The sequence below is a fragment of the Caballeronia sp. Sq4a genome, from assembly GCF_023170545.1.
GTDB lineage: Bacteria > Pseudomonadota > Gammaproteobacteria > Burkholderiales > Burkholderiaceae > Caballeronia.
This window is the reverse complement of record NZ_CP084250.1, coordinates 2841677-2857575: the sequence shown is the minus strand read 5'-3', so window position 1 is coordinate 2857575 and position 15899 is coordinate 2841677. Positions and strand designations below refer to the sequence as shown.

General features: G+C 63.7%; 12 protein-coding genes. 6 read left to right on the top strand and 6 right to left on the bottom strand.

Going from position 1 to position 15899, the window contains the following annotated elements; translation table 11 throughout:
* Window positions 1-2: 2 nt before the first annotated feature.
* The 5 genes from gspG to gspD all read right to left on the bottom strand — a co-directional run bounded on the left by gspG (window position 3) and on the right by gspD (window position 6153).
* Window positions 3-467, bottom strand: a complete 465-nt coding sequence (gene gspG / locus LDZ24_RS13585) for a type II secretion system major pseudopilin GspG (protein WP_244139978.1) — start codon at window positions 465-467, stop codon at window positions 3-5.
* A gap of 119 nt (window positions 468-586) precedes the next feature.
* Window positions 587-1000 (bottom strand): general secretion pathway protein GspC, encoded by a 414-nt coding sequence (locus LDZ24_RS13580; RefSeq protein WP_206467272.1) that lies wholly within the window; start codon window positions 998-1000, stop codon window positions 587-589.
* A complete protein-coding gene (gene gspF, locus LDZ24_RS13575) occupies window positions 1000-2217 on the bottom strand; it encodes a type II secretion system inner membrane protein GspF (protein ID WP_175938722.1) in 1218 nt (405 codons plus the stop codon). The genes LDZ24_RS13580 and gspF overlap by 1 nt, the downstream gene beginning before the upstream one ends.
* A 4-nt stretch (window positions 2218-2221) precedes the next feature.
* Window positions 2222-3712, bottom strand: coding sequence for a type II secretion system ATPase GspE (gene gspE, locus LDZ24_RS13570; protein ID WP_175940558.1), 1491 nt, complete (start codon window positions 3710-3712; stop codon window positions 2222-2224).
* Window positions 3713-3717: 5 nt separating this feature from the next.
* The gene (gspD, locus tag LDZ24_RS13565) at window positions 3718-6153 is read right to left on the bottom strand and encodes a type II secretion system secretin GspD (protein WP_248320766.1); all 2436 of its coding nucleotides are present in this window, start codon (window positions 6151-6153) and stop codon (window positions 3718-3720) included.
* A gap of 596 nt (window positions 6154-6749) precedes the next feature.
* Between gspD and LDZ24_RS13560 the strand changes: the two genes are divergently transcribed.
* Window positions 6750-7196: a lytic transglycosylase domain-containing protein gene (locus LDZ24_RS13560; RefSeq protein ID WP_175938720.1), complete on the top strand. Its 447-nt coding sequence runs from the start codon at window positions 6750-6752 to the stop codon at window positions 7194-7196.
* A 107-nt stretch (window positions 7197-7303) separates the two neighbouring features.
* Window positions 7304-8521 carry a GTP-binding protein gene (locus tag LDZ24_RS13555; RefSeq protein ID WP_248320765.1) on the top strand — a complete coding sequence of 406 codons (1218 nt, stop codon included), beginning with the start codon at window positions 7304-7306 and terminating at the stop codon, window positions 8519-8521.
* Between the two features lie 211 nt (window positions 8522-8732).
* Here LDZ24_RS13555 and LDZ24_RS13550 read toward each other — a convergent pair whose 3' ends face one another.
* Window positions 8733-9011, bottom strand: coding sequence for an HU family DNA-binding protein (locus LDZ24_RS13550; protein ID WP_008352404.1), 279 nt, complete (start codon window positions 9009-9011; stop codon window positions 8733-8735).
* 503 nt (window positions 9012-9514) lie between these two features.
* Between LDZ24_RS13550 and mnmC the strand changes: the two genes are divergently transcribed.
* The 4 genes from mnmC (at window position 9515) to LDZ24_RS13530 (ending at window position 15853) form a co-directional block, all read left to right on the top strand.
* The gene (gene mnmC / locus LDZ24_RS13545) at window positions 9515-11326 is read left to right on the top strand and encodes a bifunctional tRNA (5-methylaminomethyl-2-thiouridine)(34)-methyltransferase MnmD/FAD-dependent 5-carboxymethylaminomethyl-2-thiouridine(34) oxidoreductase MnmC (protein ID WP_248320764.1); all 1812 of its coding nucleotides are present in this window, start codon (window positions 9515-9517) and stop codon (window positions 11324-11326) included.
* 732 nt (window positions 11327-12058) lie between these two features.
* Entirely contained in the window at window positions 12059-13261 is a 1203-nt protein-coding gene (locus tag LDZ24_RS13540) for a cation:proton antiporter (RefSeq protein ID WP_248320763.1), read from the top strand.
* Window positions 13262-13313: 52 nt separating this feature from the next.
* The gene (locus LDZ24_RS13535; RefSeq protein WP_175938712.1) at window positions 13314-14429 is read left to right on the top strand and encodes a YbdK family carboxylate-amine ligase; all 1116 of its coding nucleotides are present in this window, start codon (window positions 13314-13316) and stop codon (window positions 14427-14429) included.
* A 779-nt stretch (window positions 14430-15208) separates the two neighbouring features.
* On the top strand, window positions 15209-15853 hold the full coding sequence (locus LDZ24_RS13530) for a MarR family winged helix-turn-helix transcriptional regulator (RefSeq protein WP_175938710.1): 645 nt from the start codon (window positions 15209-15211) through the stop codon (window positions 15851-15853).
* The last annotated feature ends 46 nt before the right edge of the window (window positions 15854-15899 follow it).

The following is a 15899-nucleotide window of genomic DNA, read 5'->3' as shown; positions in this document are numbered from 1 at the left end:
TTTTACTGCCACGAGCCGACGTCGGCATCGTTGCCCTCGCCGCCCGCCTTGTTGTCCGCGCCGTAGCTGAACACGTCGATTTCGCCGTGCACGCCCGGATTCAGATATTGATACTGGCCGCCCCACGGATCAGCCGGCAGGCGTTCCAGATAGCCGCCGTCCTTCCAGTTGTTCGGCACGGGTTCCGTCGTCGGCTTTTCGACGAGCGCGCGCAGACCCTGCTCCTGCGTCGGATAACGGCCGTTGTCCAGCCGGTACAGCTTCATGGCCTGCATGATGGTGCCGATGTCCTGCTTCGCGGCCACCCGACGCGCTTCGTCGGGGCGGCTCATGATCTTCGGCACGATCAGCGCGGCGAGAATGCCGAGAATCGCGATCACGACCATGATCTCGATGAGCGTAAAACCCCGTTGACGGCGCGCCTTGGCCTTGGTGATTTCCATGCGGCGTTGCGTCCACATTTGCATGACTGCTACCTCGTGTTGATTCAGGGCTTGCGCCCGCTTGATTTAAGAAACATGCGGCTTCGTTTGACCGAAGCCGCCGAGCATTCTATCGACCGGCCTTCATCGCGCCGTGACCGTGCTCAACGGACGTAGATCGTCGGTCCGGGCGGCACGGGCGGCAGGAAAATTTCCGACTTCACGCCGTTGCGCTCGACGATGATCGAACGCGCCTTCACCTGCGAGAGCTTCACGCCCTGCGCGAGCGGCCCGCCGAGCGACACCGCGCGCGGCGGCTCGCCGCCGTAGCTCACGATGGCCGCCGCGCCGCCTTGCAGCGCGAGAATGCCGAACAGATGCACGTCCGAATTCGCTTGCCGCTCCAGTTGCCCGCCGAAGATCGTCGCGGCCTGTTCGACCGACGGCGTACGCGTCGCGGCGGCGGCGGGCAGCGGCGCGGTCTGGCGAGAAGTCAGCGTGACGACCCAATAGGTCACCGTCACGCAAAAGAGCGCGAGCGCGGCGAGCGTGAGCAGGCGGGTTTGCAGGGCGTTCATTACTGCACCAGATTATTCAGTTCGATGATCGGCAGCATCACCGCGAGCACGATCACCAGCACGACGCCGCCCATCGCGAGAATCAAGAGCGGTTCGAGCAGGCTGGTGAGGAACATCGTGCGGCGTTCGAGTTCGCGCGCTTCGCCTTCGGACGCGCGGTCGAGCATCGTGGTGACGTCGCCGGTGGCTTCGCCCGAGCGGATCAAATGCACGAGCACGGGCGGGAACGTCTTCGTATTGGCGAGCGCCCGCGAGAGCGCGGAGCCTTCGCGCACGCGCACGATGGCGTCGTCGACGTTCTGGCGCATCGCGGTATTGCTCAACGTTTCGCCCGCCGCTTGCAGCGCGCGCAGGATCGGCACCCCGGCGGCCGTGAGAATCGCGAGCGTGCTGGCGAAGCGCACGGTGTTATAGCCGCGCACCAGCTTGCCGACGAGCGGCGCCGTCAAGAGCCAGCGGTCGAACGCCAGGCGCGGTCCGGGCCGCGACAAAATGCGCCGCACGAGCCACGCGACCAGCACCACGCCGATCAGCACCGCCCACCAGTAACTGCGCACGAAGGCGGACAGCGCCATCATCATCACGGTGAGAAACGGCAGCGCCTGCTTCGTGCTGGCGAACACGTTCACGACCTGCGGCACCACGTAACTCAGCAGAAACGTGACGATGCCGAACGCGATGATCGTCACGATGCCCGGATACGTGAACGCGAGAACGATCTTCTGCTTCAACGCGTTGCGCTGCTCGATGTAGTCCGCGAGACGCGAAAGCACGAGCCCCAGCTTGCCGGTGTGCTCGCCCGCCGCGACGAGCGCGCGATAAATCTCCGGGAAGTCCTTCGGATGCTGCGCGAGCGCGTTCGCAAACGAATGGCCGCCGAGCACTTCGGCGCGGATCGCGGCCATCAGTTCGCGAATGTAATCGCGCTCGGATTGCTCGGTGAGCACGGACAACGTTTCGCCGAGCGGCAGCCCGGCGATCAACAGACTCGCGAGCTGGCGCGTGAGAATGGCCTGTTCGCGCTGCGACAGCCGTCGCCCGAGCGAGAGCCGCTGCTGCCGTTCGCCGCGCGTGCGCGTGCCCGCCGCCTCGACGACGAGCGGCGTCAGTCCTTGCGTGCGCAGGTGGCTGCGCGCGGCGCGGGCGCTGTCGGCGTCGAGCACGCCGGTCTGCGTCTTGCCCGCCTGGTCGATGGCTTCGAAACGGAACGCCGGCATACGCTTATTCTCCGCCAGTCACGCGCAGCACTTCTTCGAGCGATGTCACGCCCGCGTTCAGCCAGCGGTTCGCGTCCTCGCGCAACGTGCGCATGCCGTTCGCGCGGCCCGCCGCGAGAATCTCGGCGTCGGCGGCGTTGCGATGGATCAGCGGTCGGATGGCGTCGTCGATCAGCAGCAGTTCGTACACGCCGCGCCGGCCCACGTAGCCCGACTGGCCGCACCGGTCGCAACCGACGGGATGCCAGTGCTTCACGCCGTCTTCTTCCTCGCGCGCTTCCTTGCACACCGGGCACAACTGGCGCACGAGACGCTGCGCGAGTACGCCGAGCAGCGACGACGCGAGCAGATACGGCTCCACGCCCATGTCCGTGAGACGCGTGACGGCGGAGGCGGCGTCGTTCGTGTGCAGCGTCGCGAGCACGAGGTGGCCGGTCAGCGACGCCTGCACCGCGATCTGCGCGGTCTCGAGGTCGCGGATTTCACCGATCATGATGATGTCCGGGTCCTGACGCAGAATGGAGCGCAGCGCCCGCGCGAACGTCATGCCGATGCGCTCGTTCACCTGCGTCTGGCCGATGCCCGACAGATCGTATTCGATCGGGTCTTCCACCGTCATGATGTTGGTGGTCGTGGTCTCGAGCCGCGACATCGACGCGTAGAGCGTCGTCGTCTTACCGGAGCCGGTCGGCCCGGTCACGAGCACGATGCCATGCGGCCGGCCGATCAGCTTGTCGAACTGGACGAGCGTGTCGCGCGCCATGCCGAGCGTTTCGAGATTCAGCCGCTGCGCGTCCTTTTCGAGCAGACGCAGCACCGCGCGTTCGCCGTGGCCGGTCGGCAGCGTGGACACGCGCACATCCACCGGGCGGCCGCCGACGCGCAGCGTGATGCGGCCGTCCTGCGGCAAACGTTTCTCGGCGATATCGAGCTGCGCCATGATTTTGATGCGCGAAATCAGCGCGCCGTGCAGCGCCTTCTTCGGACGCACGACGTCGCGCAGGGTGCCGTCGACGCGAAAGCGCACGACCGACGCGTTTTCGAACGGCTCGATGTGAATATCCGACGCCTGTTCGCGCGCCGCCTGCGTCAAGAGCGCGTTGATCATGCGGATGATCGGCGCGTCGTCTTCGGACTCCAGCAGGTCTTCCACTTCGGGAATGTCCTGCATCAGGCGCGAGAGATCGACTTCGCCTTCCACTTCGCCGACCACCTGGGCCGCGCTGCCGTCGTTACGGGCGTACGCCGAGTTGATGGCGGCTGCGAGTTCGTCGCCGGACTTGCGGACAATCGTGAGTGCGCCGAAATTGCGCGCGACTTCCGCGAGCGCCGCGTCGTTCGTGCGCTCGCTGATCCACACTTCGATGCCGTCGGCATGCTGCTGGGCGACCAGAATCTGGCCGGTACGCGCGAAGCCGTAGGGCACGAGCCGCGCTGCGAGCGGCGACGCGGCCGTTGCTTCCGTCGCGGTCGTGGTTTCGGCTTCGGCGTTCAGCGTGTTCACGGCTGTCCTCCCGTCTGATTGCCGCCGAGCGGCGCGGCGCTCGGCGCGTTGTTCGGCACCGCGTAGCCCGTGGCGGCGTTGCCGGGCATGGCGTTCGTCGCCGCGTTGCCGGGCATCGCGTTGGTCGCGCCGTTCGCGGGCGCCGGGTAACTATTTTGCGGCGCGCTCTGATACGGCTGCGGCGCCGGACCCGCGTTCGGGTCCTGCGGCAGCGTCGAGCTGGGCACGCCGCGCGTCAGGTTGTTCCAGTCGAGCAGATTCTGGGCCGGGGCGCCACCGCCTTCGCTCGGACCGAGCGGCTTCGGCGGCATCATCGGCACGTTCTGGTCCTTGATGATGCGGTTGTCCGTCGTCGAACCGTACTGCTGATTGCGCAGATATTCATAGCGCGTATTGGCGATCTGCGAGGCCGTCGCCTGATCGCGAACGATCACCGGGCGCAGGAACACCATGAGGTTCGTCTTCGTTCGCGTCTTGCTTTCGCTGCGGAACAGGCTGCCGATGAACGGAATGTCGCCCAGCAGCGGAATCTTGCTGTTGTTGTTGTTGTACTGATCCTGCATCAGCCCGCCCAGCACGACGATCTCGCCGTCGTCGGCCAGAATGGTCGATTGCACCGAGCGCGTGTTGATGGTCACGCCGCCCGGATCGGTCTTGGTCGTCGCGTCGACGCTCGAATCTTCCTGATAGATCTGGAGCTTGAGCACGCCGCCGTCGGTGATCTGCGGCTTGACGTGCAGCGTCACGCCCACGTCGCGCCGGTCGAACGTGTTGAACGCGGTCACGGACGTGGCGGCGTTCGCGGTCGGCGTGGCGTAGGAGCCCGTCACCACCGGCACGTTCTGGCCGACGACAATCTTCGCTTCCTCGTTGTCGAGCGTGATCAGGTTCGGCGTGGACAGAATGTTCGCATCCGCCGAGGTGGACAGCGCCTGAAGCAGGCCGCCGAGCCCGAACAAGTTGCCGAAGCGATGCAGCAGACCGATGTTCAGGCCGTTGGCGAGCAGGCCCGTGGTCGAGGTGACCGCCGACGGATTCTGCGCGATCGCATTGCCCTGCACGGTCAGGTCGAAGATGTTCGTGTTGCCCGAGCCGAAGCTCGTGCTGCCGTAGAGCGCGTTGTTGCCGCCGTTCGAGAGCAGCAGGCCCTGCCACTGAATGCCGAGATTCGCGCCGCTCGTGGCCGAGAGTTCGACGATCAGCGCTTCGATATAAACCTGCGCGCGGCGCGCGTCGAGCTGGTCGATCACCGTGCGCAGATTGCGGTAGACCGGATCGGCTGCCGTGATGATGAGCGAATTCGTCGCGGAATCCGCCTGGATCATGCCGCCGCCGCTCGTGTCGTTGCCGGTGTCGTTGTCCTTGTTCGAGGAAAAGCCCGCGTCGCGCGTGCCGCCGGTGCCGGACATCGGATTGTTGCCCGTGCCCGAACCGCTGCTGCCGAGGCCGCCGGGCAACGGCGGAACGCCTGAGGTGCCCGTGGAAGACGACGAGTTGCCGAGCCCACTCTGCCCGAAGGAATTCGACGAGTTGGAGCCGGAGCTGGTCGACGAGTTGTCCGAGTTGCCGCCGCCCTTGCCCAGCATGGCGCGCAGCGTCTTGGCAAGCCGCGTCGCGTCGGCGTTGCGTAGCGGCACGACGTGCATGTTGCCCGGTTCGGACGTCGGCGCATCGAGCTTTTTCGCGAGCGCCTTGGCCGCCGCGAGCCGCGCGCTGCTGGAGGCACGGAACATCAGCGAATTGGTGCGCGCATCGGGCGTGACGGTGACTTTCAGCGTCGCGTCCGTGCTGCCGATGGTGCCGGGATCGAGCAGCTTGTTCATCTGGTCCGCGACATCGATTGCGTTCGCGTTCTTCAGCTGCACGATGTCGACTTCACGGCCCGCCGCCGTGTCGATGCCCGCGATGATGCCCGCGATGCGCCGCACATTGTCCGCGTAGTCCGTGACGACGAGCGTGTTGTTCGCCGGATAAGCGGCGATGGTGTTGTTCGGCGAGATGAGCGGCCGCAGCACCGGCAGAATGTTGTTCGCCGACTCGTTGTGCAGCACGAACACCTGCGTGACGACCTGGTCGCCGCGCGCCGGCGGCGCATTGCCGACGTACGTCGGCACGCCTTGCAGCTTGGCGTCGGCTTCGGGCACGACTTTCAGAACGCCGTGATCCTGCACGAGCGAGAAGCCCTGCATGCGCAGCGACGCCTGCAGCGTCTTCAGCGCCTGCTCCTCCGGCACCGGATTTTCCGAGACGAGGTTGAGCTGCCCCTTGACGCGGGGATCGACGATGATGGTTTTGCCGGTGGCCGCGCCGATCGCCTTCGCGACCTGGTCGATATCGGCATTGACGAAATTCAACGTCACTTGCGCGTGCGCGGCTTGCGCGACGATAAGTCCCGCCGCCAGCAGTGCCGTCGCGATGCGACGCAGTGCCATAGGTTGTCTTCTCATGGATGTGATGTCTGAGCCGGGATACAAAGAACCGGCTAAGGCAGCACCGTTCGTCAATCCGAGGGCGCTGCCAACCGTGGTGCGAACGTGTCCGCCCGACCACGATTATTTATAAAAATGTGACGATAGCAGCTTTGTGTAACGAAATAGTGCAACTTCGTTCGCCGCCGCTTTCGCCCAGCGGCTGCATGCCAAGTGTTCCAGTGCGCTCAAGCTTTCCGACGCCCTGCCGATAACCCATCGGAAGGCTTTTGTCAGACAAGCGACGCACACGGGACCCGAATTGTAACCCGATTAGATTACTTTATTATTCATACGTTTAAGAAACCGCCGATAGTCAGCAGAGGATTCCCGTTGGTTCAATCCGCGGTCCGTTGGACCTATGTCGGCTAGCCAACTTATGGTCGAAGACGTCAGCCGGTATCATACGGGCGGTTCCGTTCCCCAGGCGTCGGCGTAAAGCTCGGGTTTTCCCGATGCCACGGGCGTCAGACGAGAGCGGACAACGAATCTTGGCGCACGCGCGAGGCGCGGCGCCGGCAGCATGACGGTTCCGCACAGGCGGATGGAGTAGAACGAAGATGAAGCGATTCCTGCGAATACTTGCGATGGGTTGCGGCGCCATGCTGGCGGCCGCGTCCGCTCACGCTGACTGTTTCGACGAAGCAGCGAAGTATCAGAAGGTCAATCCGCTCATTCTGCGCGCCATCGCCTGGCAGGAATCCCACAACAAGCCCGACGCCATCAACAAGAACGCCAATGGCTCGACCGACTACGGGCTGATGCAGATCAACTCCATCCACCTCAACACGCTTTCCCAATACGGCATTTCGAGCGGCACGCTGATGGAGCCATGCAAGAGCGTCTATGTCGCCGCATGGCATTTGCGCCAGAAGATGAACAAGTACGGCAATTCGTGGCAGGCCGTCGGTGCTTACCATTCCGAAACGCCCGCGCTGCGCGACAAGTACTCGGCGCAGATCATCGAGATTCTGCGGCGCTGGAAGTTGCTGCAAGCGTCGAAGTAATTCCCGGTTCTTCAGCGCGCGAGCCGCCGCGCCGCTCGGCGCCTTGCCTCCGCTCACCCCGCGTTTGATGCAGAATCGTGACTTCGATTCTCGTCCACACGCCCGCAATGAACCAAACGCCACTGCCAGTCACCGTGCTCTCGGGTTTCGTCGGCGCGGGCAAGTCCACGCTCCTCGATGCATTGCGCAACAACAGCGAGGGCGTGCGCATCGGTTCCTTCGCTTGCAGCGCGGGCGATGACGCGATGCAGTCCATTGCCGATGCCATCACGCGGCTCACCGAGCAGCAGCCTCGTTTCGATGCGATCGTGATCGAAGCGCCGCCCGGCGTGAATCCGATGGATATCGCCGAGCACTTCGCTTTCGGCGACGACGAAGACGCGCCTTTTGCAGGCCGCGCGCATCTCGATACGTTCGTCACCGTCGTCGACGCATCGACTTTCATGCGCGATTACGCGTCGGCGGAGTCGCTTGCCGAACGCGGCATCTTGCTCGGTGGCGAAGCGTCCGACGAAGACAAAACGGTCGTGGAGGCGCTCGTGGAGCAGTTCGAATTCTGCGACGTGATCGTCATCAACAAGACGGACTTGGTCGGCCAGGACGAAGTGGACCGGCTCGCGCAGATCTTCCGCGCGTTTAATCCGCGCGCCGTTCTGCTGCGGACGGAACACGGCAAAGCGCCGCTCGGCGAACTGGTGAACACCGGCCGTTTCGATCTGGATGCGACCGGCAGCGCCGCAGGCTGGCTCGCGATTCTGAACGATGAACACGAAGACGCTAGCGACGCGGATGCGTCGGGCGTCCGGCATTTCGTCTATCGGGCGCGCAGGCCGTTTCATCCGGAACGGCTGTGGAATCTGCTTCACGAGGAATGGCGCGACGTGCTGCGCGCGAAGGGCTTCTTCTGGCTTGCGACGCGCAGTGTCGTCGGCGGGTCGCTGTCGCAGGCGGGCGGCACGTTGCGGCACGGTCCCGCCGGCGTATGGTGGGCCGCGCAGGACAGAAGCGAATGGCCAACGGATGATCCGGAGCTGGAAGCGGAGATCGTGGCGGAATGGTTCGGCGATCCGGACGACAACAGCATCGGCGATCGACGGCAGGAGCTGGTGCTGATGGGCGTCGATCTCGACATCGAAGCGTGGCAGCGAAAGTTCGACGCGTGCCTCTTGACCGACGACGAATGGACGCGCGGCAGCGATGCGTGGCAGCACTTCGGCGATCCGTTTCCCGCGTGGGATGTCGAGGATCACGACCATGAGCATGATGACGACCACGAGCACGACCACGGCCCCGACTGCGACTGCGAAGACCATCATCGGCATTAGAAGATGAAAAAAAACCCGCCGATGGCGGGTTTCATGGTCCTCTTGGTCTCCGGCTTTTTTCCGCTCATGCGGACGAACCTGAGTAGCTTGCGCAAGACGGGCGCTATCAAGATACGAACACGGTACAACTAAACACGAGCGATGGCGCTGATAAACGCTGAAAGAGCTGCCAGGCGCTGCGCAGCGAGGCGGGCCGCCACGGGCCAGACGCTCAGCGCTTGTTGACTGCGTCCTTGAATGCCTTGCCAGCCGTGAACTTGACGGTCTTGGCGGCCGGAATCTTGATGGATTCGCCGGTCTTCGGGTTACGGCCCGTGCGTGCTGCGCGCTTTCCCGAACCGAAGCTTCCGAAACCGATCAACTGAACTGCGTCACCCTTCGAGACAGCCTTCTTGATGACTTCGAGCAACGTGTCCAGCGTCTCGCCGGTTTGAGCTTTGCTGGCGCCGGTCTGAGCGGCTACGGCGTCGATCAATTCCTGTTTGTTCATTAAGGTTCCTTTATCAGTTTAGGTTGACACGAACAGCGCGAACGCGCCGATTATACGTGCGCAAGCCGTGCAGTCGAGTAGGGACGGGCCTCTGGCGCGTCCGTCCGACGATTCGGCGCAGTTTCGCGCCATGTCACCGGCGTTGCATCCCATCAAATCCCTCGCGCCGCCTTCGAACGAGGCGCTTGGTATGATAGCGCAGCGCAAACCCAATCTGGACAAGGGTTTCAAAGATTTACCCTTATGTAACGGGCTGTTCCGGGCGGCCTCCGTGGGCCGATCACGCGCGGCTCGCTTTCGTCTGCCAAAGCCGCCTGATCGGACAGCGCGCCGTTGGTTTTTGCCAACGTTTCATCGCCAATTCCTTGGCCGTTTCGCGCTGTAAGCCTTGTCGGTACTGGCTTTCGCGGATGCAACCGGTCGTGCTTCAGTGCGGCGCGCGGCGGCGTTCGCCGACTATCCGACGCCTCACAGACGCCCGCTTTCCCTCCCAGGCTTGATGCATGACCGATACATCGCCCGTTAGCGAGCCGCTTCTCGCGCAGCACGATCTTCCGGCGCGCTGGAAGACGAAGCGCGTGTTCACCTTCGTCGATGCCGCCGTGCGCTTCGACACTCAAAGTCTCTTTCTGGCGCTATGGCGTCTTTGGCGCGACGACGCCGCGCGCTGCGAGCGCCTTCATGTGGTCGCGGTGGCGCCACTGCGCGCGCTCGATACGCCGCCGCCCGCCGACAGTGATCCTCTCTTAGCCGAACTCGCCCGCGTCTGGCCGATGCGCGTGCCCGGCGTGCATCGGCTCGAATTCGAAGCGGGGCGCGTCGTGCTCACGCTTGCCGTCGGCGACGACATGCTGTCGAAGCTCTGGCTGCGCGCGGACGCGTTTCATGTCGATGCAACGCAAGACGACGATCCGCGCAAGTGGAGTAAGACGCTAGCGCGCTTCGCGGGCGATGGCGCGACGCTCTGCGTCGACGTCGCCGAGGCAGGCCGCGACTCGTGGACGCGTGCGCTCGCTACCTCCGGCTTCGAATGCCGTCCAAGCGACGGTCGAATCGCTGCGCATTTCGCGCCGCGCTGGCGCGTTCGGCGTCATGAGCCGCCGCTGGCCGCGAACGTGACAGCGCGCGAGGCCATCGTCATCGGCGCGGGACTGGCGGGGTGCGCGGTGACGTCGTGCTTCGCGTCGCGCGGCTGGCGCGTGACGCTGATCGACCGGCACGCATCGCCCGCGCAGGACGCGTCGGGCAATCCTGCCGGCGTCTTTCACCCGATCGTGTGGCGCGACGACAGCATCGCCGCGCGCCTCACGCGGGCGGGCTTCCTGTGCGCGCTGCAACGATGGCAGACGCTCGAAGCCGCAGGCCACGACTTCCGGCGCAGCGCGGGTCTGCTTCAAATCGCCGATTCGGAAGAAGACGCGAATGCGCTCGCCGACGCCATCGCGCGATTCGGCTATCCGCGCGACTACGTGACGCCGCTGACGCGCGACGAGGCTTCGCGCATGGCAGGCGTAGAAGTGGCGCGAGGCGGCTGGCTCTTTCCGCGCGGCGGCGCCATTTCGCCCGCCGCGGTCTGCGCGGCGCAACTCGCCGCTGCCGGCGACGCGCTCACCACGCGCATGAATACGGCCGTGACGCAGATCGCGTTCGACGGCCGCGACTGGCGTGCCTTCGACGCCCAAGGCGAACTGATCGCGAAAGCGCCGGTTATGGTGCTCGCCAATGCGCACGACACGGCGCGTCTCGCCAGCCTGCACGAAGATCCGACGCGCGGCGTGCGCGGTCAGCTTTCGATTGTCGAGAAGAGCCCGCTCGATGCGCTGACGCTGCCCGTGGTCGGCGACGGCTATGCGGTGCCGCTCGGCGCGCGGCGCACGCTGATCGGCGCCACCTACGACATCGACGACACTGATCCGCACGTGCGCGAAGCCGGGCATGCGGAGAACGTCGAGCGCGTCGGACGCATGCTCGGCGGCATCGACGATATACGCGCCGCGCAGGGCCGCGTCGCGTTTCGCTGCGTGACGAGTGATCGCATGCCGATGATCGGCTCGCTCGCCGACGAAACCGCCGGCCGCCGCGATGCCCGGCGTCTTTCCGGCGCATGGCCGCTCGACCTGCCGCGCTTGCCGGGCTTGTATGGCGCGTTCGCCTTCGGTTCGCGCGGGCTCGTCTGGGCGACGCTCGCGGCCGAATTGATCGCGTCCCAAGCGGAGGGCGAGCCGTGGCCGATCGAACGCGAACTGGCCGAAGCCGTCGATCCCGCGCGATTCTTTTTACGAGCGTTACGTCACGGAGAAATCGGCCCGGCCTAGTTATCCTCGGAAATCTGTGGATAAGTCGGCGAAATCCGCAAGAACGAGCTGTGGGCGCGTTGTGCACGTAAACGGGACAAGCCGGAGACCACCCGTTAACCGCCAAAAGTTGTTCCGAGTTAACGGCGCGAGACGACTGGGTTTACCGCGCGCTTTTTCGGTTGACATGTGCTTGATCGGAAAGCACAAAAGCCACTTGTCCACAGCGGCTGCGGCGCCTTGTTAACTACTACTACGTTTATATACAGTAAACCTGTAAACACCTGAAGACGACGTCATCGGAAGCACTGGAAACGCGTGAACTGCCGGTCAGCTTTTCCGAATAAGATCGTTTGCGGTCGGCTTTACCTCATAAGAATCATAAACTTGCAGTTTTCGCCGGGGACATGACTGTGTGGCACAATCGCGCTTCTTCCTGCGTCGCGCCGTCCAGACGGCGAGCGCCTCAATGGAACGACGCTTGCAACGCGAAACTCCGATCATCGCGCTGCAACGCCGTTCGCTGCGTCCGGCCAGTCTCGCTTTAAGCGTCGCACTGGACCGGGGCGCATCGTCTAATCCTTGCACGGCCGGTTCCGTGACGCCGTGTTCGTTCGTATTCGTTTCGCCTGAATGAACTACGCCCGTGGCGGGAGCGGGTCGTGAGCATGCGTGTCGTCCGCTGACGTTTTTCGCCCACCGCGCGGCCGGACGTGCCCCTCTGCCTGAAGCAACGAAGGAGAAGCCCACACGATGAATTCGGCATTTTCATTTCTGCCCGCCTGGCCGCTCGAACCCGACGCCATTCTCTGGGCCGGTCTCGCGCTCGTCACCGCGGGGCTCGCCGGAGAACTGCTATGGCGCGCGTGGCGTCTGCCGCGCATCACCGGCTATGCGGTAATCGGGCTGATCGCGGGCAACGCGGGCCTCGGCGTGATCGACGCGAGCGCGGGCGGTCTGTCGCGTCCGCTGCTCGACGTCGCGCTCGGGTTGCTGCTTTTCGAACTGGGCGGCCGGCTCGATCTGCGCTGGATCCGCCGCAATCCGTATCTGATTCTGTCGAGCATCGCGGAATCGACGCTCACGTTCGGTCTCGTGCTGATCGCGCTGATCCTGTTCCATGTGCCGACGATGCCGTCGGTGGTGATCGCCGCTATCGCGATGTCCACGTCGCCGGCCATGGTCATTCAGCTGAAAACCGAGCTGCGCGCGGAAGGCCAGGTGACGCAGCGCCTGATGACGCTGACCGCGTTGAACAGCATGTACGCGGTGATCGTCGAAAAGCTGGCGGCGGGCGTGCTGCATCAGGAGATCTACGGGAACGCATTCGCGACGATCCTTCAGCCGCTTTATCTGCTGATCGGGTCGCTCGTGTTGGCGTTTCTGCTGGCGCGCGCCTGCAATCTGCTTTATCGACGCCTGAACGCCAACGATGAGCATTCTTTCGTGGCGCTCTTCGGACTCGTGCTGCTCGCCATCGCCATCGCTCACCTCTTCAAGCTCTCGACGATCTTCGCGTTGCTCGCGGCCGGCATCATCGTGAAGAACGCGGACGAGCGGCCGCAGTTGTGGCCATCGCACTTCGGTTCGGCGGGATGGCTGCTCACCGTCATTCTTTTTGCGCTCACGCTGACATCGTTTGCGTGGCGAGATATCGCGCTCGGCGGCGTCGCGGCGCTCGGGCTGGTGCTCGCGCGCTTCATCGGTAAGCTGGTCGGCGTGCTGATCTTCGCGAAGCCGAGCGGGCTCGAATGGAAGCAGGGCGTGGCGCTCGGCGTGGCGTTGACGCCGATGTCGGCGCTCGCATATCTGCTCGTCGACGATATGTATGTGCTGTATCCCGATTACGATCCGACGCTGCGCGCCATCGTGATGTGCTCGATCGTGCTTCTGCAGATCGCGACGCCGTTCGTGGTGTACCGTAGTTTGTCGGCGGTGGGCGAGCGGCGCGAGTGAGCGCGTTTAAGCATCGCCCGGCCGGCAAAGCATTGATTCAACAAGAGGCGTCATGGCACTAGAACCCTTCATCAACTCGGAACCGTTCACGTTCGGCGTCGAGCTAGAAATCCAGGTCGTGAATACGCACGACTACGATCTGACCAAGGCCGCGTCCGACCTCATGCGTCTCATCAAGGACGAGAAGATTCCGGGCAACATCACGCCCGAGATCACCGAAAGCATGATCGAGCTGTCGACCGGCATCTGCACGACGCACGAACAAGCCGTGACGGACTTGCGCAAGATCCGCGATACGCTCGTGGCGGCGGCGGACCAGCTGAACGTCGGGCTGGCCGGCGGCGGCACGCATGCGTTCCAGCAATGGAGCGACCGCCAGATCTACGACGCGCCGCGCTTTCAGTACATCTCCGAGCTGTACGGCTATCTCGCCAAGCAGTTCACGGTGTTCGGTCAGCACGTGCATATCGGCTGCCCCGACCCGAACAGCGCGCTTTTCCTGCTGCATTCGATGTCGCGCTACATTCCGCACTTCATCGCGCTCTCGGCTTCGTCGCCGTATATCCAGGGCGTCGACACGGGCTTTCACTCAGCGCGGCTCAATTCGGTGTTCGCGTTTCCGCTGTCCGGCCGCGCGCCGTTCGTGCTGACGTGGGACAGCTTCGAGGAATACTTCTCGAAGATGGTCCATACGGGCGTGGTGAACAGCATGAAAGACTTCTACTGGGACATTCGCCCGAAGCCCGGCTTCGGCACCATCGAGGTCCGCGTGATGGATACGCCGCTTTCGGTCGATCGCGCGGCGGCCATCGCGTGTTATATCCAGACGCTCTCCCGCTATCTGCTGCTCGACAAGCCGCTCATGCCGCAGGAAGACGACTACCTCGTCTACACGTTCAACCGCTTCGAGGCATGCCGCTTCGGGATGGAAGGCACATGCGTCCATCCGCAGACGGGCGAGCGGCGCACGGTCGCCGAAGACATTCTGGCGACGCTCGACGTGCTCGCGCCGCATGCCGAAGCGCTCGGATCGCAGGCCGCGCTCGCGCAGATCGCCGACATCGCGCGCGGCGGCGTCAACGATGCGACGTGGCTGCGCGGCGTGTTCGACAAGGAAAAGTCGTTGCACGAAGCCGTGAGACAGCAATGTCTCCAATGGCGCGCGTAATAAAGCGCGTAAGTGGCGTGATTCGAAATCCTTAAGGCACGCTTAAGACTTTTCGAGCATCGTGACGTATTGACGGTTCGCCCACATAGGCCGCTTGGAACATCTCCTAAGCGGCTTTATTGTTTTCCGTGTGTAGGGAATGCGTGCATGCCGCAGTGAGAATAAAATGCGCGCGCTAACGTTTGAGCGTAACCAAAGCACTTTCCTCAAGGTTTTCGTGTAGCGTCCGTATACATCAGGAAGGCTGTCGGTGAACGCGAAGTTAGTGCGGACAACACAGGAATCCTCTAGCGGTAAGAAACGTTACGGAGCGTTACGGGGCATGTAGCCGTTGGCAAAAAAGCAGGCACCATGACGGTAATTGGCAATGAACGGCAGTCCTTTCGGCTCGAGCGGCAGTCGGTTGGTGGTCCAGAGCGCAGTCTCAACGAAATACCGCGCTTTTCCACGGGTTATCCACAGTTTTGCGTGGATAATTAAGGTGTACGTTTGGTCTCAGTCGCTTAGAATGGCGACTTCGCTGATGGCGGGGTATAGTCGGCGAGAAAGCAGCGCCACGGCACCATACAAGAAGGCGCAAAACGAAGAGGGTGCAATGTCCCCATTCAGGCAAACCGAATTGGCTTGGTACGCCTGAATTTTGAGACGGCGGGGACCACAAACCGGGAGTCATCCCGAGAAACGGGGCAACCTGAATCGGGGCAGCTTTCGGGGCGAGGTGTTCGCTTATCAGCGAACGGGCTGTCGAAACCCATAAAGCGGAAAACAAGCGAAACATTATGAGTGAAGGCGTTTACGGAGAGCAGGCGACGGGGCGGGTGACCCACGGCCTGCTGCGGCTGAGCACGGCGATGCGCAGCCAGGCATGGGAATGGGCGGAAGGTGCGGGGCTGACGCCTACCCAGGGTGAAATTCTCGTGTTGCTGATGCAGCGCAAGGGGCCCATGCGCCTCGGCGAAATCGCACGCGAGACGGCGTTGACGGCCGCGACCACGAGCGATGCCGTGAGCACGCTCGAAGGCAAGGGGCTCGTCGAAAAGCGCCGCGCGCTGGACGACGGCCGCGCGCTGGCGGTGCGCCTGACGTCGCGCGGACGCACGGCGGCGAAGAAGGCGCTGCAATGGCCCGACTTCCTGTCGAAGGCAGTCGGCACGCTGCGCGAAGACGAGCAGGCGACGTTCTATCGCACGCTGCTCAAGACCATTCGCCAACTGGAAGCCCAGCAGCACATTCCGGCGCATCGCATGTGTCTCTCGTGCACGCACTTCGAGGTCAGCAAGAACCCGAAGAAGGTGCCGCACCATTGCGCGCTCTTGCAGATCGACATGGCGGACACCGATCTTCGTCTCGACTGTTCGGTATACGAAGAAGGCGATCTCAACACGCAGAAGAAGAGCTGGAAGGTCTTCGCGCAGATCGCCTGAGTTCGGGCGCAGCGGCATTTGCGGCATTCCACGCTGTGAGGCAGCG